Origin of the sequence: Synechococcus sp. PCC 7336 (assembly GCF_000332275.1) — a bacterium.
In the GTDB taxonomy this organism is placed as follows: domain Bacteria; phylum Cyanobacteriota; class Cyanobacteriia; order Thermostichales; family PCC-7336; genus PCC-7336.
The window spans coordinates 4,950,659-4,972,368 of the sequence record NZ_CM001776.1 but is presented as its reverse complement, the minus strand read 5'-3'; the positions used below and the strand labels follow the sequence as shown (position 1 = coordinate 4,972,368).

The following is a 21,710-nucleotide window of genomic DNA, read 5'->3' as shown; positions in this document are numbered from 1 at the left end:
ATTGTTAGACGTTATGTCCTTTAACTCTCAAGGCAATATCTCACTTTTGAATTTGTGAGTAGCATTGGCAAGATTTAAGTGAACCCTGAGAAGCTATCTCAAGAAATAAAGTCCATGAAAGACGCATTCACAATTCGGCAGCAAGGGGAGATTCTTTTTCTTGAGATAGCTTCTCCTAACTCTGTGGTCAATGTTTTCACTAGAGAAGCTGCTTGTCAGCTCAATCAGATCTTTGATGACATTGATTCAAGCACTAAACTAATTGTTTTTAGGAGTAAAAAGCCATTTAGCTTCCTCAACGGAGCTGAATTAGTCCTAGCAAAATCAGTTCAAAAAGTTGAAGATATTGACATCTTATCCAGTGAAATTAGATCTGCTTTTGAGAGGGTTGCTAATTCTGACATCCCTACAGTTGCAGCTATTGAAGGTAATTGTTATGGATGTGGGGCTGAATTTACACTCTGCTGCGATTATAGAGTTGCATCTGATTCATATGACACACACTATTATATGACAGAGCTGTGTGACTATTACCTGCTGCCTCTGTTTGGATCTTTAGAAAGATTGCCACAATTAGTGGGTATGCGTGCCGCTGTAGATCTCCTCTTATGGGGACATAAGTACCGTGCAGAAGAAGCTCTTAGCTGTGGCTTGATTGATGCAGCATTTCCAGCTAAAGATTTCAAAACGTACCTCGATTCTTACCTAGAAGACCTTATGGAAAGCTCTTCTAGTCATCAGCTTCGATCGAAAGCTGAAAACCGATCTGAAAATATTCACTGGAGTCCCATAGATCGAGAGCTTACGCTTAAGAAAATTGAATCCCTAGCACCCGACAAGCAATTCCTATACAAAACCTGCTTTGAAATTCTATGCGATGCTGCATCATACAAATCTAGTTCTGAAGAAATAGAACGAAGGACAACAGAGGGCCTATTCAAGTTACTGTCTGCTGAGGCCGCAAAGAAAGCAACATCATTTTTCTTCATTAAAACAATGGCAAGAGTCTCGACCTTAGGGACATCAAGTATTATCCCAGAAAGTCATGTTGAGATATCTGTACCTCGTTTATCTCAAGACCCATTCCAGGAACTGCTTTCTAAAAGCAAGCTTCGAGGTTTGAATGTTAACTCCCTTGATGATTTTCAAACCAAAGAAGAATCCGATCGGATCTCATTTTCTATACACAGTTCGACAGGCAAGAAGCAACTAGTTTCTGCTTATTGTAGCCACTATAAAGAATTCACTTCTGCAGATAGGATCTCACTTTATTTTCCTGCCTATGACAAAGTTGAACTTTGCGAAGTGTTTCTAGCCAAAGACCAATTGCATCTAGTAAAACCGTTTCTACTGTTTCTCCATCACTTAGGGTGGCAAGTAATTGTCAATCTAAAGAAAGATGAGAGTATCTTAAATCTTTTTATTGATGCATACACTAACTTTCTAGAAAAAGTCTCTGGTCGAGGAAAAGATGTAGAAGACTTCAATCATACAATGTGGTGTTTTGGTTTCGACTTTCTTCCTAGTGATATTGTCAGCCATTTTCATCTGGGTTCGACTCTCTCTTGGAATCATTGCTTTTCATCAGGAAATGAGCGATCGGAACTCCTGTTTGAGTTTTTATCCGATCTGTTTGAAGTTGGGAAAGTGTGTATCGACAAAGGTCTGTTAAAGCATAGCTCACAGATCGATCTAATCATCAGAGCACTGTTTGGTTTTCCTTTATCTAAAGGGAGCTTTAGTGCCTATATGTCTTCCTACTTATTGAGAGGGAGATTGGCGGCATGAAGCAAGTAGCAGTTGTAACAGGTGCTTCCGGGGGGATTGGTAGAGAAATTGTGGAGAAACTACTTACCTTAGGTCTCAAAGTCTTTATCACAGATCTTCATGAAGATTGTCTCAGTTTACTGCAACAACAACTCTCTGATTTAGGCTTTCTTGAGGATGTTCTTTACTACCCAATAGACGTGAAAAGCCGTGAATCAATACAATGTGCCTATGAGTTTGTCTTAGAGAGCTGGGGAAGAGTTGACGTTCTAGTTAATAATGCAGGTGTTTTTGAGAGTAGTCCCATTCTTGAAATTAGCGATACATCATTTGACGAAGTCCTGGATGTTAACCTTCTTGGCGCATTTCGGATGTCTCAAATTTTTGTTCGAGATATGCTTGACCGAAAATCGGGGAAGATTATCAATATGGGATCTGTTGCTGGCATTAAAGGAACTGCCCTAGCTGGTCATTATGCTGCTAGTAAAGCTGCCCTTACCGCTCTTTCAAGGTCTATGGCACTTGAATGGGCTAACTATAATGTTCAAGTCAATGTGGTTCTTCCTGGGTATATTAATACTCCAATGTTGGGCGATCGGGAAAAACCCCTTAGTGCACTTGCAAAATGGAGAATACCTAGCAAACGACTCGGACACCCAAGGGAAGTCGCTGAAGTAGTGGGATTTCTAGCCTTAGCTGAATCAACTTATCTGACAGGTTCTGAAATTACTGTTGATGGAGGACTTAGTCTTGGATAGCGATCGCCTAGAAATAAACTCTATTATCTCGGATCTTCCTTTAGTTAGATTTCTGAAAAATTGTCAGGAATTTCCTGATTTTGTGTGTGGTAATCTCTTAAGCTGCGAAGGAAATATACAAGCCAAAATAACTTTTAGTGACTGGCAGAACAAAGCAGTTCGGATTGCTTTAGCCCTCCGAGAGCGGGGAGTTCAAGTAGGTGATAGAGTCGTTTTATCTCTTCCTACTTCAGAAGCATTTTTGGTTGTTTTCAAGGCTCTTTGGCTACTTAGGGCAGTGCCAGTTCCCTTGCCGGAACTTTCATCCATAGCTAAGAAAGGCGTCTTTTTCGAACGAATTGTCCACGTTGCTGGTGACTGTTCCCCTGCCGGATTCGTCGTTCTGGAGTCAGCGAGGGTTCTTCTGAAAGAAATGGAGGGAGATTATCCTATTCTTTCTACTTTTCAGGCGTGGACTTGGGAAGATTTGCTATTATCCGATCCTGAAGCTGAGCTCGACCTAGATTCGGTAGTCACTCACACGACTAAAGAGACGAAGGCTTTAATTCAATATACTTCTGGTAGCACAGGCCATCCTAATGGGGTCATCGTAACCCAGGGGATGCTTCAGGCAAACATTCAAGCGATGGGAGATGTAGCGAATATCTCCAGGCAGGATAAATTACTCAAATGGATGCCCTTATATCATGATATGGGCTTAATCGGCGGTATTTTATTCCCACCCTACTTCCGAGTACCTTTCTATTTGCTTCCAACTACTTTCTTTTTATCCAGTCCGACTGTTTGGTTGCGGGCAATCTCGAGATATTCTATCACTATATCGTCGGGGCCTAATTTTGCATATAGTCTTTGTGCTCGCTGCATTCGGCCCAATAGAATTCCGAACCTGAATCTTTCAAGTTGGCGTCTGGCTCATAATGGTGCGGAGCCTATCGACGTTAAAACCATTGAATCTTTCAGCCAGAAATTCTCGCCATACGGATTTTCTGAATCTGCAATGTATCCCGTCTACGGCATGGCCGAGGCAACCCTTGCCATCGCTTTTCCCAAGCCTGGTCAAGATATTCGTGTCGATCTCGTCAGCCGGAAAGCAATCGTCGAAGAAAGCAAGGCTATTCCTGCTAGCCCTGAAGAACAAAATGCGATCTCGTATGTATCGACTGGCACATGCATTCCTGGGCATGTCTTAACAATTAGAGAACCCTTCGGCGAGAGAATTCTGCAAGAGCGTGAGGTGGGAGAAATCTGCTTCTCTGGCCCGTCTGTTACACCTGGATATTATAAGCAAATTGAACATGGGTCCGAACAGATTTCCGAACTTCGTACTGGTGATTTGGGATATCTATCTAATGGTGAATTATTTGTCGTCGATCGCCTAAAAGATGTTATCCAGGTTGCGGGCGCCAACTATTATCCCTTTGATATCGAAAGGCAGGTTCAACAAATTCCAGGCATCCGCTTGGGTCGTATTGCCGCTTTCGACATTCCAGCCAAAGGAACTGGTACAAACTCATTGGTAATTATTGCTGAAGGGAAAAGGGCAATTCAAGCTACCGCAATCTTAGATGCAGTGGCGGCAGTAAAATCTAGAGTGTATAACAGCCATGGAATCATACCTTATGACATCATGCTCACTGAGCCCAAGAGCATTCCTCTTACTTCTAGCGGTAAAATCAGACGTAGAAAGTGCCGAGAACTTTATCTTGAGGGTAAGTTAATTCCATTGGCACAAATATCTGCATAAATCAATTAGAATGCTTGAGAGGAGGAAAAGCATGTCAGAGGACATACAGACTCTTTTTCGTCGATATATCAATGAGGTTTGGAATGCAGGCAATTTATCTGCTGCAGGTGAATTTATTGCTCCGACTGTTCTAAGGCACACCCCCAGCCAAGACTTTTCAGGCTTAGACGGAGAAAAACAATTTTTCAATATCTATTATACGGCTTTCCCTGTCCAGGAGTACACTATCGAAGACCTATTTACTGATGGAAATAAGGCTGTCGCCCGCTGGACTCTGAAAGCAACTCATGGGGGAAATTTAATGGGCATTCCTGCAACAGGTAAAAAAGTTACGGTTTCTGCTGTTACCATTGCTAGATTTGCTAATGAAAAGATCGAGGAAATATGGAGTTTCTGGGATACTCTTTCGATGTTGCAACAACTTGGAATCTCACCTTTGGTAGAAAAATAGGATGCGGTCTAGGAGATCTATAGGCGTGTTAATATTTTTTCGATTTCTCTTTCGAAGAGAGTGCCCAGGTTGCATCCCTTAAGAGTATCATCGAACAATCTGATTCATGACCTAGAACCTGTATGAGATTCCAATGGCAAGTCACCTCCCACGATTAGGTAATAAAGCAGTACGGACGGCTCCGCGACCTACTCAGCGGCCCGTCTCCTTGATGGATACCCTCCCTCCATCGCTATATTCTGGCCCGTATCCTAAGCTTGATTCACCTCGCCATCGTTGGAAGTTTCTTGCAGCAGGAACATTCCTTCTCCTGTCTGGTATTGGGGTTGGCATCAGCATTGGCTTAACTGTGCGATTGCCACAGCAGACCCCAGTTGCATTAGAAGCTGAGGGCTTATTGGCAAATGCAATCCCTGTTAGCACCTTAGTGACAGAACCTGTAGAGTCTTACAACGTTACACGTGCTTTTACCGGTGAGGTGGTGGCACTTCACGCAAGCGAGCTGGGCTTCGAACGAAATGGCAAAGCTATAGAGATTTTCGTTGATGATGGCGATCGCCTAACGAGGGGTGCTCCATTAGCACGGCTGGATACTCGCAACCTTGAAACCCAACGCTTGGCCATCAAAGCGCAATTGCTTCAGGTTGAAGCTGTTATACGGGATTTAGAAGAACAACTCAAGTTATCTGAAGTCCAGTTAGATCGCAGAGAAGGTTTGTTGGTTGAGGGGGCAATTTCTCGCGAGCAGCGAGATGAATTTTCCTTCGGCACCGATTCTTTACGCGCTCGGAGAGATGCACAGGTCGCTTCCATCCAACAACTGGAAGCACAGTTAGCTGATATTGATGTAAACTTAGACAAAAGTATCCTACGAGCACCGTTTGATGGTGAAATTGCTCAACGGTACATCGATAGAGGAACAGTAGTCGAAGCGGGACAGCCAATTCTTCGATTGGTGGATGCCAGTAATTTGGAAGTACGGATTGGTATCCCAGCCGAGATGGCAGATCGGCTAGAAATAGGGAGTTCTCACACAGTCTTGACTGATAGCCATTCCTCTCAGGCTGAGGTGAAGGCAATCCTACCTGAAATCGATCTTGCCACTCGTACGCGCACAGTAATTTTAGGTTTAGATAATCCTGCCAATGTGGTTCCCGGTGAAGTAGTGCGGTTGGAATTACAAAGCGATCCCATTGCTACATCGGGGTTCTGGCTACCTCTATCCGCCTTGGTGCAAGGAGAGCGCGGTTTGTGGTCTACTTATGCTTTGACTGCTGCGGATTCAGGTCTTCCAGGGCTCTATCGCGTCGAGCGGCGCGACGTTGAAGTTCTGCATACTGAAGGCGATCTTGCCTTGGTGAAAGGAACGTTACAAGTGGGCGAAACTTTAGTAGATAGAGGGGTTCACCGCATCGTACCAGGTCAGCTCGTGCGCCCTCTATCTTCATTGGCTACGACCCAAATCGAGACGCAATCCTGACCTAGCCTAGCTTGGAAACTGCTTTTCAATGGTTCGAGTCCTTTTTCCCGGCTAGTCGGCTGAGGTAATGCTATGTGGGATTTATTTTACCGCAATAGGCGATTGCTGGTTTTAGTTATTGCTGTTATTTGGCTGTGGGGGCTAGTGGGTTTTCAGGCGTTACCCCGCATGGAAGATCCAAACTTGACACAGCGCAACGCTGCAATCGTCACGCTCTTTCCTGGTGCTAATTCCGAAAGAGTGGAATCGCTGGTCACGAAACCCATCGAAGACGAGCTGGTGGAAATCGAAGAACTTAAAACGATTGCCTCAATCTCTCAACCAGGTATTTCAATTATTAAAATTGAACTGAGCGATACGATTCGTGCTCCCGATACTGGTGAGATATGGTTTCAAGTTAGGGATCGTCTCAACGAGGTTAGAGCAAATCTGCCTGTTGCTGCCCTAGAGCCAGAATTTCAAGATTTGCATATTGCAGCTAATACTGCGATCGTTGCACTCACCTGGGATCTCGAGGTGCCGCCTTCTTATGGAATCCTTCGCCGCTCGGCTGAAAGCCTTGCCGACCAATTGCGTAACTTGCCAGGAACTGAGACCGTTGAGTTGTTTGGGGCACCTGAAGAAGAAATTGTTGTTGAAGTCGATCCTGACAAACTGTCTGCCATTGGCTTAATTACTAGCGAGCTATCACAACAAATCGCTGAAAGCGATGCCAAGCTAGCAGCTGGACAACGTTATGGATCTGAGAGCGATTTACCTATTGCAATCGATACAGAACTGGATTCTCTAGAACGGATTGGTCGTATCCCCATTCGCACTGGCAACACTGGCCAATTTGCTCATCTTAGCGATATTGCAAATATTGAACGCAGCATTGTCGATCCTCCTGCAGAGTCTGCGCTTGTTCGAGATCGAGCCTCTATCGTTGTTGCAGCTCGAATCAATTCAGAGGAGCGGATCGATCGATGGTCTCAAATTGTTCGCCAGACCCTCTCTACTTTTGAACAACAGTTGCCGCAAGGGATAATTGCAAGTGTGATATTCGATCAGAAGCCTTATGTTGATGAGCGTCTGAGAGGATTGATCCAAAATCTCCTGTTTGCAGCAGTGCTAGTCTCGGGCATGACGCTATTCATGATGGGCTGGCAGTCGTCCTTAGCTATTAGTCTTGCGCTGCCACTGTCAATCATGATGGCTTTCGGGTGCATGTGGTTTCTGCATATCCCCCTCCAGCAGGTTTCTATGACGGGGTTAATTGTCGCCCTCGGCATGCTGATTGATAACGCCATCATTATGGTTGATGAAGTCACGCATCGATTGAAGGACGGACAAGCGCCAAGCCCAGCCATTGAATCTAGCATTCGTAAGTTAGGAATACCCTTATTGGGTTCTACTATCACAACTATTCTTGCATTTCTACCTATGATCGTCATGCGGGGCAGTACTGGGGAATTTGTCAGTACACTCAGTATCAGCGTCATCTTGGCAGTGACCAGTTCTTTAATTCTGGCAATGACTGTGATTCCATCCTTTGCTGCACATATTGCAGTGAAATGGAAAACCAATACCAATCCTTCTAACTGGTGGAATTCAGGTTACTTTCATCCCCAACTGGCACGCGCTTATCGCTGGACACTAGATTATCTATTCTCCCGTCCTAAACTAGGAATTCTGCTAGCTCTTGCCATTCCCTTTGCTGGTTTTGTTGTCAGTCCTACACTACCATTACAGTTTTTCCCGCCTGCCGATCGCGATCAATTCCACATTGAGGTAGAGCTGGCTCCTCAGGCTTCACTCGCTCAAACGCAAACAACTGTAACTGAAGTCAGTCAACTATTGAGGCAGCACTCTCGGGTTAAGGATGTGAATTGGTTTATTGGTACTGCTGCACCGACGGTCTACTACAATCTTGTGGCTAATGTCCGGCAGAATCAGTCGAATTATGCTCAGGGAATTGTTCGACTAGATTCGTTTCGTAACAGTAGTTCCTTTATTCGACAACTGCAGGCTGAACTCGATCGCGCCTTCCCTCAAGCTCAAATCCTGGCGAGGCAGTTAGATCAAGGACCACCCTTTAACGCTCCGATCGAGATGCGTCTTTACGGTCCCGATCGAGAGGTACTTAAAGAACTAGGGGATCGCATCCGCTCCGAGCTGGCCCAACTGCCAGATATTATCCATACTCGTGCGAGTCTCAGCGAAGCTGTACCCAAGTTGGCATTACAGGTAGACGAAGAAAAAATTCAACTTTTGGGACTGAGTAACTCCGATCTGGCCCGTCAGCTCAATGCCAGTCTAGATGGGTTTATCGGCGGTTCTATTCTGGAAGCTACAGAGGAGCTTCCAGTCAGGGTGCGCATTTCCAAAGGCGATCGCAGCGATCTCAATTCCATTTCGTCACTCAATGTTTTACCAGATTCCATTTCGGCAGACGGATCTCGTGACGCAATTCCTATCTCAGCTCTGACGAATTTGGAGCTCAAACCCGAACTGGCCTCAATTGAGCGGCGCAATCAGCAGCGAGTCAACACGATTCAGGCATTTATCCCGGCAGGCGCTTTACCGGCTGAGGCGTTATCTTCTGTTCGACAAAGGCTGGAAGCAATCGATTTTTCTCTCCCAACTGGTTATTCTTACGATTTCGGTGGCGAAGTTGCCGAACGCCAATTCGCGATCTCGAGCCTGTTTGCAAGCTTAGGGATTCTGGCCGTTTTAATGGCAGTCACTCTAGTTCTGTCACTGAATTCCTTCCGCCTCGCGGCAATTATTGGTGTCGTTGCTGTTGGATCGGCGGGTCTTGGCTTTGCTTCGCTATGGCTTTATGGCTATCCATTGGGCTTTATGGCTATTATCGGCATGATGGGCCTAATTGGGGTTGCAATTAACGATTCCATTGTCGTTCTCAATGCCATTAGTAAAGATCCAGTGGCCAGCCAAGGTAGCGCTAGGGCGATCGCTGATGTAGTGATGCAATCTAGCCGCCACGTTCTAGCTACAACTGTCACAACCATCGCAGGATTTGTGCCCCTAATATTGCAGGGGGGCGGATTCTGGCCACCTTTGGCGATCGTGATTTGCAGCGGCTTGGTAGGGGCGACTGTGCTGGCTCTGTATTTTTGTCCATCAGCTTATCGATTGTTGATGAGTTCTGATGCGAGGAAGCGGAGAGTAAAATCCGACGGACCGAGTTGCGATCTGCCAGCTTTTGTGTTGGTTTTGGAAGATGCTAGAGGGGAGCGAATCATTCCATTGAACAATACGACTTACACTATCGGTCGTTCTCCAAAATGCGACATTCGTCCGCTCGGTCAGTACATTTCTCGAGAGCACGCAAAGCTGGTTTCCTTTTCATACGAATCTGAACATGGGTATGGATTCACAATAGTAGATGGTTGTTCGCCTTCCGGCCCAAGTGCCAATGGTACCTTTGTTAATGCCGTACCCATCAGCTCACATCGCTTGAGCTTAGACGATGTGATCCATTTTGGTCCCAAAGTGAAAGCAAGGTTCAAGAGCATTGAAAAGCTAGATGAACTTTTGCAAACTAACCTGGGCTAATGCACATTCAGTTGATATGCATTCAGCCTAAGCTACAACTCTAGAAGGGAATATCAGCTTCCATAAAGTAGAACGCAAACGCATAAGCATAATTTTTATAATAGAGATGAGTGCTGAAAACCTCCATATTTCAAGAGAAGTTTCAGCACTTTTTTTGGCTATATAAAAAGTGAGCCCTATCTAACTACTAAACCTGAAAATAGGCTATAGATATCAGGAATTTAGACCCTTCTTACGCTTTAGGTAGCCACCAACACCTAAGGCAATTGCAGAGCCTACAATCGAAATGGGTTCAGGGACTGCGGTAATTGTGCCTGAGAAAGCTCCCCCAGTAGATAAACTACCAGGAGCAAGGCTAGAAAAGAACAGGTTTTCAGAAGTGAAGTCGAAGCCAACTGCAATTGTTGAGTCGAGATCGCGGGTACCATCAGGATTCAAGAATGTAGCAAATCCAGTTGCTAAGAATGAAACCTGTCCAGGCCCAAGAATAGAAATCACCACATCATCATTGAGGTCGAGTACAGTAGCCGGGATTGGATCTACTGGACCTCCACCTCCAGGCACGGCTGTTTCATCAAGGGTTGGTAAAAACCCGAAGTCAATAATAGGTAAGCCCGTTGTACTAAAACTCTGGACGATAGCTGGAGGATTTGTAAAAGCTGGGCTATTGTAAATCGAAAAGGTTCCAGTATTGCTACCGGGTAAGACAGTAACACAGGAAAAATCACCAACAGCGGCTTGCCCTCCCACACAGGCAGCAGCATCTGGGGCCCCGGCAAATTCTGTAGGAGTTAAACCAGTTAAGAGTTCTGGAGTGAAGAAGACATTAGCTTGAATGTCTGAAACATCGCTTGCATCAACGATCTCTAATTGCAGAGCACCACCAATATTTACAACCGAACCCCCAGCAATTGTAGCGGCATCTACCGACTCAACCGCACCGAAAAAACCTACTGCAGCAATGGGCAAAGACATCCCCAAGGCTGTTAAAGCTCTACGTGACATTTATACTTACTCCTTAGATTGTTGCTCTTTAGTTCAGTAATCTCTGACGTCGCCCTAACAGCAAAGAACAAAGCTGCACGAAGCTGCGCCACATCAAAGCATGAATGCTGAGTAAACCCGTAGATGAAGCAACGCTACCCATCACATAGTCAACTCACGCTTGAGGTCTGACGTAGAAATCAAGGAATCCGTAGATGTCCCTAAGTGATTCCACGCAACTGGAATCAAGATACATTGACTCCTATGGGGCTGTCAAGACATATACGTCTCTTGCCAAAGTGGCCGATCGTCAGTCTGGGCCTGAGCTGGCCGCCAGAAAGACCACTACAACCGTTGGAACCCTTGTAAAACAGAGCTTCTAGAGTTTCATTACATCCGTGGATATACGTGAAAGATAGCTTAACATTCTGGGAAGAGTCATCATTTTTTAACAAGTTTTGTCGACTGCTGACCTCGGCAGAGCTGGGTATGATTGGTCTTTAAGTATCCGATCTCGTTATTTACAAGTAAAATGAAGATAGCTGGCAAGATTTATTTGTGTCTATTTATTCCAGCCTCAATGCTCGATCGCTAGATATTTAACATCTGATGCGCATTGGCCCCATATGGTAGAAATAGAAAACTGATTCAGGAGAGCCTACTGTTATGAGGATCGAATGTTGCATATCTTTTCGGTCACCCACCAACTGGATCTGAAGCATCTCTACGTTCGGGCTATTGGATGCTAGCAGACTGGCCAAAAGATTCAATAGGAGTCGGGAGAGCTCAGTCCCCCTAAGCCGAGATTCTCGTAGCGACACAAGGTTAGTGCATAAAGATGGAGAACTTGCCTGAGTAGACGACACTTGGTGGCTAGCGGTTTCAATTGCAGACCCCTCGAACTGGCTCCCTGGATCTAGGCTCCCACCTATGTCATTCTTTATAGCGCCCTGCCTGAGGCTGCAACACCTTGCCGGATGAGCCGCTAAATTGGCACAGCCGATCGCCAAAAAACTAGCATTACTCGATCTCGAGTTTTAAGCCTAATCGGGCTATAGCCATACCCTTGAGAAGTGAGGGTCTGTAGCCCCCAACTCATCTCGACCTCAAAAAATATAGATCCTAACCTAGGTGAGTTTTGTGCTTGGCCCCTGAAACTTTTTGCCTCCCACAGCCTCTTCTCAGCCAATCAGGAGATTAGCACTCCCCATCGTCGAGTGCTTCAAGATTGTTGTCAAAATCGAGACATCCCTGATGGGGATCGGCTAAATTGGCAGTCATCTCATTACTCATCGATCCACCAAAATCTGCTGCTCGAAAGTGGCTCAGTTTCAGATTGGAGCAGCAGGAATCTAGGGGTCGGGCAATGGCGATCGCCTCTCGCAGGCAAAACTAGCCAACTCAGATTTCGAATTTATGTTGACTGTTTAATTTGGAACGACATGAGCTATTCATTTGAACTTTTAGGCGTTACCCCAATTCTAGAGTTCTTCAATCACCAACAGCGCCTGTTAGCACAACCCAGCCAGACTCGACTGGAGTATATCGGCGCTCGCCGCTGCTCGCTCGATCGCTTCTTACAACAATTACAGGATCTACCCCCCGATCGCAACTGGGACCCCGAGGCTTTGGCTCAGGTGGCGATCGACTACTGGATCGGTCGCGCCCCCACCATTCAATTTTGGACGCAGCGACTGGCAGACGCCGGTTCCTCTTGCTTGGTTGTCGCTCGAATTGGCGATTTCAACAGCCTGCGTCACGAATTCGAGCACCTGTTTACCCACTGATTGTCCGGGTTCTGCCTAGAGCGGCGATCGAAATATTTGTGCTCCTGGCGATCGGCGAGCGATATCCATTGCTTTTGATGGGGAGCGCGGCACGATTGCGTTAAGATTCACACAGTCTCGCTCGGGGCAATGCTCAAGAAGTCTAGCTCCTACCAAGTCTTAAATCCTTATGAGTGTTGTCACCATTTTAGGCATTGAAATGCGTTCGGGGACGAATTATCTCCACGATCTCATCGTCAAGCACCCTCAGTGTAGTGGGGCTAGAGGAATATGGGAAGATTTTGTGCTGGCGGATCTACAGTATGTTTCTAAATACTTCTCAGTTTTAGAGACTTTTTGGCAGAAATTCCCGTTCGATCGAAAAAATATCGATAAGTCGAAAGAGGCATTTGGAGGTGTCCTCATTGATTTGCTCAAATGTCAGAGCACCGAGAAACAGGAGTTTTCCTATTTGGTGACAAAGACTCCTTCTTTTGTTGGGATAGAAAAGGCTCCAGAATTTTTTCCCAATTCTAAATTTTTACTTCTCATCCGAGACGGCAGATCGGTTGCCTATTCCTTAGAGAAATCATTTAATGTCAATTATTTTGATGCCTTAGAGCGTTGGCGAGAGAGTGCCCGCAAGCTAATCGAATTTATGGAGAGTCATGAGGCATTTTTTCGGCAACAGTGTTTTCTGGTCAAGTACGAGGACATATTTCTAGATTCGCAGGCTCAGCTCAGCGATATTTTTAGATTTCTGTGCTTGGATCCCGACGAGTGTAACTTCTCTGAAATTGAAGCGTTAGAGGTGCGAGGAAGCTCCGATCTCAGAGCGGCAAATCAGCAGATCGATTGGAAGAAGGTTAAACGAACTCAAGACTTCAATCCTATCGGTCGGTTTAAGGCTTGGCCAAAGTGGAAGCAGGCATATGCAGATTTTTACTGCCGAGATGAATTGAAGCAGTTTGGATACCCATTAGAGGCTGAAATAGGTGGATGGTTACCGACTCCGCTAGTATCGGGCTTGCATGTTATAGAGCGTCTCAACCCCAAAAAGCTACAGGTACGCATGAAGAAATGGCTTAAAGCCCAATTAATCGATCGCTAGCGTCCTCCTCTGCTTGTAAGACCGATGGGTCGACCTCATGGGTGGGAGGCAAACGCTCTAGCCTGAATTTCTAACTTGCATGCTTGCTGGCCTAATGGCCTCGATCGGGAGCGCTGCACGACTGCGTTAAGATTCTCACAGTCCCTCTCGGGGCCAATCTCAGCCAGTCATTCTCACAAGGCTCTTATGGCAAACGGTAACTCCTTCGGACAGATGTTCAGTATCACCACCTACGGCGAGTCCCACGGTGGGGCAGTGGGGGCGATCGTGGATGGCTGCCCGCCTCGGGTGCCGATCTCGGCGGAAGAGATTCAAGTGGATCTCGATCGCCGTCGTCCCGGTCAAAGCAAGATTGTCACTCCCCGCAAAGAATCTGACATTTGCGAAATCACCTCGGGCGTGTTTCAGGGAATGACCATTGGCACCCCCATCCACATCATCGTGCGCAACAAAGATGCGCGATCGCAGGACTATAGCGAGATGGAAACCACCTTTCGTCCCTCCCATGCGGATGCCACCTATCAGGCAAAGTATGGCATTCGCAATTGGCAGGGGGGCGGTCGAGCCTCGGCGCGAGAGACCATTGGGCGCGTGGCAGCAGGGGCGATCGCCAAGAAAATTCTGAAACTGGCAGCGGGTGTTGAGGTGATTGGTTACGTCAAGCGGATTAAAGACTTAGAGGGGACGATCGATCCCGACAGGGTCACGCTGGCAGATGTGGAATCGAATATTGTCCGCTGCCCGGATACGGCTGTAGCCGAACAGGCGATCGACTTGATTCAAGCAACGGGCAAGCAGGGGGATTCGATTGGTGGTGTGGTGGAATGCGTGGCTCGCAATGTGCCTGTGGGATTGGGGGCACCCGTGTTTGACAAATTAGAGGCGGATTTGGCAAAAGGGGCAATGTCGCTGCCTGCCAGTAAGGGCTTCGAGATTGGGTCGGGGTTTGCCGGAACGTATCTGACGGGCAAGCAACATAATGACGAGTTTTATATGGCAGGCGATCGCTTTAGAACGGCGACCAATCGTTCTGGCGGCATTCAAGGGGGCATCTCCAACGGCGAGAATATCGTCATTCGAGTGGCGTTCAAGCCCACTGCAACGATTCGCAAAGCCCAAAATACTGTGACCCGAGACGGTAGAGAAACAGTTTTGGCTGCTCGCGGTCGCCACGATCCCTGCGTGTTGCCCCGTGCGGTGCCGATGGTGGAGGCGATGGTGGCGCTGGTATTGTGCGATCATTATTTGCGCCAGCAGGCTCAATGCCAGTCTCTGTCCTTGTCTCCCTTGGAAGCTTCCGTGAAATAGGGATTGCGCGATCGCGATGTCTTGCTTTAGTTCGAGCTGTTCGAGACCTGCCGTACGCCAGACGAGGACGACCCCCACCCCAACGATCGCCCTTAGCCAGCCCCGTTCTATGACTCAAAACCGACACTTTTTGGCGTATGTCGAATTGCGCAGATGGCATTAGACTGATGTAGCATTGCGCCACATAATTGTTCGAGCTGTTTTAGGCCCTTCAAACTGCGATATGGACCCATCCCTGTTTGCTACTGCTTCTCGCTACTGTCTCATCCTGGCTGGCATTCTGGCTGTTGCCACCGTTGTGCTGTGGATTCGCCAGACGAAGTATCGCTTTGCCTTTTTCGGCTACACAGCCTTCACGATCGTGCTGTCGGTCGGTCTGGCAGCCCTCAGCTTTGGCCCCATTATCCGCACTACCGTTCCGGGAGCTGCTCCCTTCACTACGGTGTATGACAACGGCTCCGCACGAGCGGCGATCGCCGTTGGAGCAGACATTTCCCCCGAACAACTGGAACTCACGCTCCTGCAGGCAGCCAAAAATCTGTTCTCTTCGGGTCGTTACTCTGCCAACACCTCCACGCTGACCATTCGAGCCCGCACCATCGTTCATCCCGAGCCGGGTGTCTCTCTGCCGATTTATTTGGGGCAGGTGCGGCAATCAATGGCTGTGCGCAGCGATCCGAACATCGACATAGAAATTTTTTCGGAAGGCTTTGAAGAGTTGAACGAATATACTTCCGTTGAGGCGGGTTAGTTGGCCTGACAGGCACCTACGCTTGCTGGAGAGCATGACTGCGGCTAAGTTTGGGAAGCATTCGCTGGCTGAAACTGAACCGACATGATTGCGGTAACCCCCCCTCAACGATATTGGCAGATCCTCGCAACCGAAGCGCCCCCTGACTGGCTGGTGCAGCAGGTGGGCCGACGAGCGGCGCAACTCTTGTGGCAGCGGGGATTGCGATCGCCTCAAGCCGTCACCGCCTTTTGCGATCCCCAGCAATATAGTCCAACGTCACCCTGGGCCTTTGGGGAGATGAATCTGGCCGTGCAGCGGCTGCTAGAAGCCAGACAGCAGCAGGAACGGGTTGCCATTTGGGGGGATTTCGATGCGGATGGGGTGACGGCTACCGCAGTGTTGTGGGAAGGGTTAGGTCAGTTTTTCGATCGCGATCGCCTCTCTTTCTACATTCCCAATCGCTTGACCGAATCTCACGGGGTTTCGGCGATCGGGATCGAGCGGTTGCAAGCAGAGGGGATTGCCCTGATTGTCACCTGCGATACGGGCAGCACGAGTTTGGCGGCGATCGCTCGTGCGCATGAGCTGGGGATCGATGTCATCATTACCGACCACCACACCCTGCCTCCCGAACGACCGCCCGTGGTAGCGATGCTCAATCCGCGTGACTTTCCTAACGACCATCCCCTCGCCACACTGTCGGGGGTTGCCGTCGCCTACAAATTGGTTGAAGCCCTGTATCTATCCGAGCCCGATATTCCCGAGCAACCGCTGGAGCTGTTGTTGGATTTGGTGGCGATCGGTTTGGTGGCGGACTTAGTGGAGCTGCGGGGGGATGTGCGCTATTTGGCGCAGCAGGGGATCGAGCAATTGAAGCAACAGGCTCGACCTGCCGTTCAGTTGTTGTTAGAGCAATGCAAGCGGGCGGGCGATCGCGCGATGGATATTGCCTTTGGGCTGGGGCCGCGCATTAATGCGGTCAGTCGCGTGCATGGAGATGCCTCCTTTTGCGTCGAGATGCTGACGGAGGGCGATCGCGAGCTTGCCAAAACCTACGTGGCTCAGACGGAGCTGGCGAACACCCGGCGCAAAGGCATGCAAGCAGAGGTGTTGCGTCAGGCGCGCGAGCGGTTGCAGCAAGCGGATTTTTCGACGGATGCGGCGATCGTGCTGGCCTCTGCCGATTGGCCTGCCGGGGTGTTGGGCATTGTGGCGGGACAGTTGGCCCGAGATTATCAACGACCGGCGTTTGTGTTTCGGGTTGAGGGCGATCGCGCTTCCGGCTCTGCTCGCTCGGTGGCAGGCATCGACCTGTACCAACTGCTGCAACAGCACGAAACGGTTATCGATAATTTTGGCGGTCACCCTCTCGCAGCAGGGTTGCGACTGCCTGCCGAGAATCTTCCCCTGTTGCAACAGCGGCTCAATCACACCCTACGCCAATGGTTTCCCACGGGCTTTCCAGTACCGCAATTGGCGATCGACCTGGAGGTGACGGTGGCGGAATTGGGGCGGGAGTTGTTTCGCGAGCTGCACCAATTGGAGCCGTTTGGCATGGGGAATCCCGTGCCGAAGTTACTGCTGCGGGGGGTGCGTTTTGATGCGGGGCGCAATCGCAACAGCCGCGATGCCAAGGGGCAAACGGTGCGCTATATCTACACGACGTTTCGGTTGAGCGATCGCACCGGCAGCATTCGCGGGATTTGGTGGGGCCATTACAGCTACGAATTGCCTCAGGGGCTTTGCGATGCGGTGGTGGAATTGGACTATATGGGCACCCAACGCGATCGCGCTTCTTCGTTCGACTATCAAGTCCGTCCGATCGACGTTCGGGCAGCGGTTTCTTCCAGTGACCGACCTCTCCATCAGTTCCATCCGATCGATTTGCGAGGCAAACCCGAACCCGATATTCAAGCGCAGCTTGCAGAAATCTCCGAGCCCGTCATTCTAGGCACCTGTCCGACCAATTGGACGGAAGTGTTCAGTCGAGCCCTGCCCCAACGGCCCCTCGTGCTGGCCTACCGCGAGCCTCTGCAGCGATCGCCCCAACAAGCCTGGAGCACTTTGGTGGGTTGGGCGAAGTCTCTAGCGGCATCTGGAACGGCGGCTTCTCGCCAGCGGTGGATCGAGGCGCTACAGGTGTCTGCTCGGACGTTTGGGTTGGGGTTGGTGGCGTTAGAGTCGGCGGGGTTTGGGGTCGAGGTTGAGGGCGATCGCTTTTCGCTGTCTGCGAATGGCGGGTTGGTGGGGGATGTGGAGGCGATCGAGCGGTTTCAGGCGGCGGTGGCGGAGGAGGGGTTTCAGCGGCGATATTTTTACGAGACGGATGTGGAGGCGATCGCGGCGGTGCTGAATCATCCGGCGGGGCGATCTGGGCTGGAGGAAGCGGTCGAGCTATCGGCTTGAGTCGGCAATCGAACCCCCAGAGTTGTTTCTGCTTTTGGGCTGCTGGCGAATCGATCGAGGACGCCTCGGAGGTTGGATAGACTGGTAGCATTCTGCGGGGGCTTGCCTGATGGCTCAGACGGCGGGACGGGATTTGCGCTGGACGACGGCGGATTTAGAGGTGATGCCGGATAACGGCGATCGCTACGAAATTATTGAGGGGGAGTTGTATGTGACGCGCGCACCTCATTGGCGACATCAGACTGCTTGTCTGCGGGTGGCGAGTTCTTTGGATCTGTGGTCTCAGTCAACGGGGGCTGGGCGTGTGGTGGTTGGGCCTGGGGTGATTTTTGGGTCTTGGGATAGTGTGATTCCCGATGTGGTTTGGATCGATCGGGGGCGATTTGAACAGTTGGAGGATGGGTCGGGGCATTTCGCGGGTGCGCCGGATTTGGTGGTTGAGGTTTTGTCGGCGGGGGTTGCTAACGAGCAGCGCGATCGCGAGGTTAAGCTCAAGCTCTATTCCAAGCGGGGGGTGCGGGAATATTGGCTGGTGGATTGGCGGGGGCAGCAGGTGGAGGTTTATCGTCGGGAGCAGGCGGTTTTGGTTTTGCAGGCGACTCTTTTGGCTGATGATGAGCTTACGTCTTCGCTGTTGCCTGACTATCGGTATTTAGTGGGGAAGTTGTTTGTTTGAGGGGTTGGGAAGAGTCTCCGATCGGGAGACGGTAGACTGTTTGTCTGAATGCTTGGGAATGAGGGTTTAATAACTTATTCAACCTGAGTTGGATGGCTCTGCATTGCCCTCACCCCCGGCCCCTCTCCCCAGGGAGAGGGGAGAAATAACCGCAAATCCTTGCTGGTCTTTCGCTGTCCCCTTTATCCGGGCAGGGTTACTATCCCCGGCGAGGATGGCGATGATGCCAAGCTTTATTTGGAAAAGCTGGTGGAGGAGGCGATTGAGATGGTTGGGCAGGGAGGTCAGGAAAGCAAGGCGATCGCCTTGCCGCGTTCGTTGCTGATATGTCCGTAAGCCGCATCGCCCGTAAAAAAGATCGGATCGGGCCGCAATCCCTGCGTTTCCTGCATCCTCTTCAGGTCAGCCCGCAGCGTTCCCACGACCCGTGCCGCATCCCAACCCGTTCTAGGCTGATTGACATGCAGATCTGCACGAGATTTTTCTACATGCCCACCCCATTGAGCTGAATATTCCGAGAGCAATGGGTACAGCAGAAAAAAGGGTAGGACGGGAGTCATGAGGTTGCAGGAAGCAGTTGAGCCAGAGGTCTGAGTCAGTAACACAACTCCCAGACCGGCCATCCCCAATCTCTTGCCAATAAATCAACCAAATTTGATTGACTGGAGATCTTAGAGAATGCAAAAGTTTCTCCCCTCTCCCCAGGGAGAGGGGCCGGGGGTGAGGGCAGCAGCACCATCAAACGCAGTTTGGCAAACTTGCCGACCCTGCCTCAAAGACACCTCAGGGAAGACCAGCGGGTGCGCGATCGCCAGGTTAAATTAAGTTTTCTAGGCTTGACCAATCAATTCTATTTGATTTAATGTTTGTTGGCACAGTATTGGCAAGGGCCGCCCAGTCCGATCGCGTTTGACGAACGATTGCGCCGACAGGAATCCCTCAACTAGCTGTCCCAAAGCCATTTCAACGGATAAGTCGTGATTGCCGATGAGTATTGAAAATCTCCAAGAAGCTGTTGTCCCGATCGCAGAACCAGCTCCCCAACGATTGAACGTTTTCCAGCGGTATCTCACCCTTTGGGTTGTGCTGTGCATTTTGGCTGGAATTGCATTGGGAAGACTGTTCCCCAACGTGGCGATCGCCCTCGATGCCATGAGCGTCAGCCAAGTGTCGATCCCCATTGCCATCTGCTTGTTCTTTATGATGTATCCCATCATGGTGAAGATCGACTTTACCCAGGTCGACAAAGCCGTTCGTACCCCTAAACCCGTTACGCTCACTCTGGTGGTGAATTGGGTCATCAAACCATTTACCATGTTGGTGCTGGCTCAGTTTTTTCTGGGCTGGCTATTTCGTGCCTTCATTACCGGAACAGAGACGATCGGCGGTACTGAAATCGCTCTGGCGAATTCTTACATTGCTGGGGCTATTCTGCTGGGGATTGCTCCTTGCACGGCAATGGTTCTGATGTGGGGCTATCTTTCTTACGGCAATCAGGGGCACACCCTGGTGATGGTGGCGCTCAACTCGCTGGCCATGCTGGCGCTTTACGCTCCTCTGGGTCGGTGGCTATTGGCAGCCAACGATTTAACAGTACCCTGGCAAACGATTGTGCTGTCAGTCTTAATTTATGTCGGGCTACCTTTGATTGCAGGAACGTTAAGCCGCTATTGGATTATCAAATATAAGGGACGAGAGTGGTTCGAGCAACGGTTTCTCAAGTATCTCGATCCGGTGGCTATTTCAGCACTCCTCATCACCTTGGTGCTTCTGTTTGCCTTCAAAGGGGAACTCATCGTTAACAATCCGCTGCACATTCTTCTAATTGCGGTACCGCTTTTTCTCCAAACCAATTTTATTTTTTGGATGACCTATGCTGCAGCCCTGAGACTGAAGCTTTCCTATGAAGATGCCGCTCCTGCTGCGTTAATTGGGGCGAGCAATCATTTCGAGGTGGCGATCGCCACAGCGGTTACGTTGTTTGGCCTCAACTCGGGGGCAGCCTTAGCGACGGTGGTTGGAGTCCTGATTGAAGTTCCGTTGATGTTAATGCTGGTGGAAATTTGCAAGCGCACGGCTGGCTGGTTTCCTCGCGAACCCGATAAGGCCACACTGCTCGATCCGCGCTGCGCTCGAACCCTCGGTTAAACCCTTTTCAAACATGACTGTTCCACAACTGCTTCCCGAGCTGTCAGGCGAGGTGGGTGAATTGGGCGAATCCCAATGCAGTTTTGCCTGGTTGTGGAATGCAACCTTTGCCCCATCCACCTGCCAATCCCGATGCCATTCGAGCGATCGCCCAATTCTCGACACTCAACTGCAGGCTTATCGCATTCAAGTCGCCCTCTCCCGAGATACATTTGTTGCCTACATCACCGGTTGCGAGCTGCAGGTGGCGCGGGAGTTTTTGGGGCATTTGCCGGGGAAGCTGCAGTTGGATTTGTACGAGCATCAAGCGTTCGACCTGTGGAAACGGCTCAGTCGCATGAAAATGCTGCCCGTGCGGTTAGAGCGCTGGCAATCGACTGAAAAATCGGGATAGATCGTTTTGCTGGTTTGCGCTCTAGCGCTCGAACAAACCCGTTCGCCTAATCTACCCGCGTTAACGTAATGCTCCGCTTGCTCAGTTTGAGGGTGAACTCATCCCCAGGCTCTAAACCCATTTCTTTGGTGTAGGTGGCACCAATCAATAAATTCCCATTCTTGTGAACCGAGGCTTTATAGCTAGCCTCGCGGCCTCGACTGCCTTTGTCAGGAGCAGCCTCGAACTCCACACCTTCAGCTTCCAGCAGGGCACTGTAAAAGGCCATCAAATTGATCCGTTCTCGATCGCCTTTCGTTTGGCTGATGTAACCGCAAGCTTTGGCGATATCTTTTTTGTCTGCCCCTTGCATTTCTTTAACTTTGTCTTGAAGCGCCTGACCGGTGAGAGGTTGAGATTTCTTTTTAGCAGCCATATTGAGTTATT

The 21,710-nt window shown here is 49.4% G+C and carries 17 protein-coding genes; 14 read left to right on the top strand and 3 right to left on the bottom strand.

Features of this window, described 5'->3' with window-relative positions:
• Positions 1–114 precede the first annotated feature (114 nt).
• From SYN7336_RS23240 to SYN7336_RS23215, 6 genes are all read left to right on the top strand, one after another.
• Positions 115–1,788: an enoyl-CoA hydratase/isomerase family protein gene (locus SYN7336_RS23240; RefSeq protein WP_156820298.1), complete on the top strand. Its 1,674-nt coding sequence runs from the start codon at positions 115–117 to the stop codon at positions 1,786–1,788.
• Positions 1,785–2,525 carry an SDR family NAD(P)-dependent oxidoreductase gene (locus SYN7336_RS23235; protein WP_017328347.1) on the top strand — a complete coding sequence of 247 codons (741 nt, stop codon included), beginning with the start codon at positions 1,785–1,787 and terminating at the stop codon, positions 2,523–2,525. The genes SYN7336_RS23240 and SYN7336_RS23235 overlap by 4 nt, the downstream gene beginning before the upstream one ends.
• Complete coding sequence (locus SYN7336_RS23230) at positions 2,518–4,269, top strand: fatty acyl-AMP ligase (RefSeq protein WP_162139137.1); 1,752 nt, start codon at positions 2,518–2,520, stop codon at positions 4,267–4,269. Before SYN7336_RS23235 ends, SYN7336_RS23230 begins: the two co-directional genes overlap by 8 nt.
• A 31-nt stretch (positions 4,270–4,300) precedes the next feature.
• A complete protein-coding gene (locus SYN7336_RS23225) occupies positions 4,301–4,720 on the top strand; it encodes an ester cyclase (protein ID WP_026101265.1) in 420 nt (139 codons plus the stop codon).
• A gap of 427 nt (positions 4,721–5,147) precedes the next feature.
• The gene (locus SYN7336_RS27485) at positions 5,148–6,200 is read left to right on the top strand and encodes an efflux RND transporter periplasmic adaptor subunit (RefSeq protein ID WP_162139136.1); all 1,053 of its coding nucleotides are present in this window, start codon (positions 5,148–5,150) and stop codon (positions 6,198–6,200) included.
• Positions 6,201–6,272: 72 nt separating this feature from the next.
• The gene (locus tag SYN7336_RS23215) at positions 6,273–9,758 is read left to right on the top strand and encodes an efflux RND transporter permease subunit (RefSeq protein ID WP_017328343.1); all 3,486 of its coding nucleotides are present in this window, start codon (positions 6,273–6,275) and stop codon (positions 9,756–9,758) included.
• 213 nt (positions 9,759–9,971) lie between these two features.
• Here the strand turns inward: SYN7336_RS23215 and SYN7336_RS23210 are convergent, their stop codons facing one another.
• Positions 9,972–10,763, bottom strand: a complete 792-nt coding sequence (locus SYN7336_RS23210) for a PEP-CTERM sorting domain-containing protein (RefSeq protein WP_083885865.1) — start codon at positions 10,761–10,763, stop codon at positions 9,972–9,974.
• Positions 10,764–12,184: 1,421 nt separating this feature from the next.
• Here SYN7336_RS23210 and SYN7336_RS23200 point away from each other — a divergent pair.
• The 6 genes from SYN7336_RS23200 (at position 12,185) to SYN7336_RS23175 (ending at position 18,742) form a co-directional block, all read left to right on the top strand.
• Complete coding sequence (locus SYN7336_RS23200) at positions 12,185–12,529, top strand: hypothetical protein (protein WP_017328341.1); 345 nt, start codon at positions 12,185–12,187, stop codon at positions 12,527–12,529.
• A gap of 169 nt (positions 12,530–12,698) precedes the next feature.
• A complete protein-coding gene (locus SYN7336_RS23195) occupies positions 12,699–13,619 on the top strand; it encodes a sulfotransferase (protein WP_017328340.1) in 921 nt (306 codons plus the stop codon).
• A gap of 186 nt (positions 13,620–13,805) precedes the next feature.
• On the top strand, positions 13,806–14,927 hold the full coding sequence (aroC, locus tag SYN7336_RS23190; protein WP_026101264.1) for a chorismate synthase: 1,122 nt from the start codon (positions 13,806–13,808) through the stop codon (positions 14,925–14,927).
• A gap of 223 nt (positions 14,928–15,150) precedes the next feature.
• A complete protein-coding gene (locus SYN7336_RS23185; RefSeq protein WP_017328338.1) occupies positions 15,151–15,678 on the top strand; it encodes a Ycf51 family protein in 528 nt (175 codons plus the stop codon).
• Positions 15,679–15,762: 84 nt separating this feature from the next.
• Entirely contained in the window at positions 15,763–18,066 is a 2,304-nt protein-coding gene (gene recJ, locus SYN7336_RS23180) for a single-stranded-DNA-specific exonuclease RecJ (protein ID WP_017328337.1), read from the top strand.
• Positions 18,067–18,175: 109 nt separating this feature from the next.
• Positions 18,176–18,742, top strand: coding sequence for a Uma2 family endonuclease (locus SYN7336_RS23175; protein WP_017328336.1), 567 nt, complete (start codon positions 18,176–18,178; stop codon positions 18,740–18,742).
• Between the two features lie 284 nt (positions 18,743–19,026).
• Here the strand turns inward: SYN7336_RS23175 and SYN7336_RS23170 are convergent, their stop codons facing one another.
• Positions 19,027–19,302, bottom strand: a complete 276-nt coding sequence (locus SYN7336_RS23170; RefSeq protein ID WP_227498568.1) for a hypothetical protein — start codon at positions 19,300–19,302, stop codon at positions 19,027–19,029.
• A gap of 427 nt (positions 19,303–19,729) precedes the next feature.
• On the opposite strand from SYN7336_RS23170, the gene arsB reads away from it, so the two are divergent.
• Both arsB and SYN7336_RS23160 read left to right on the top strand, forming a co-directional pair.
• Positions 19,730–20,890, top strand: a complete 1,161-nt coding sequence (gene arsB / locus SYN7336_RS23165) for an ACR3 family arsenite efflux transporter (RefSeq protein WP_017328334.1) — start codon at positions 19,730–19,732, stop codon at positions 20,888–20,890.
• Between the two features lie 13 nt (positions 20,891–20,903).
• Positions 20,904–21,284, top strand: a complete 381-nt coding sequence (locus SYN7336_RS23160) for a hypothetical protein (protein WP_017328333.1) — start codon at positions 20,904–20,906, stop codon at positions 21,282–21,284.
• A gap of 46 nt (positions 21,285–21,330) precedes the next feature.
• On the opposite strand, the gene SYN7336_RS23155 is transcribed toward SYN7336_RS23160, so the two are convergent.
• Positions 21,331–21,699, bottom strand: a complete 369-nt coding sequence (locus SYN7336_RS23155) for an AbrB family transcriptional regulator (protein WP_017328332.1) — start codon at positions 21,697–21,699, stop codon at positions 21,331–21,333.
• Positions 21,700–21,710: the final 11 nt, after the last annotated feature.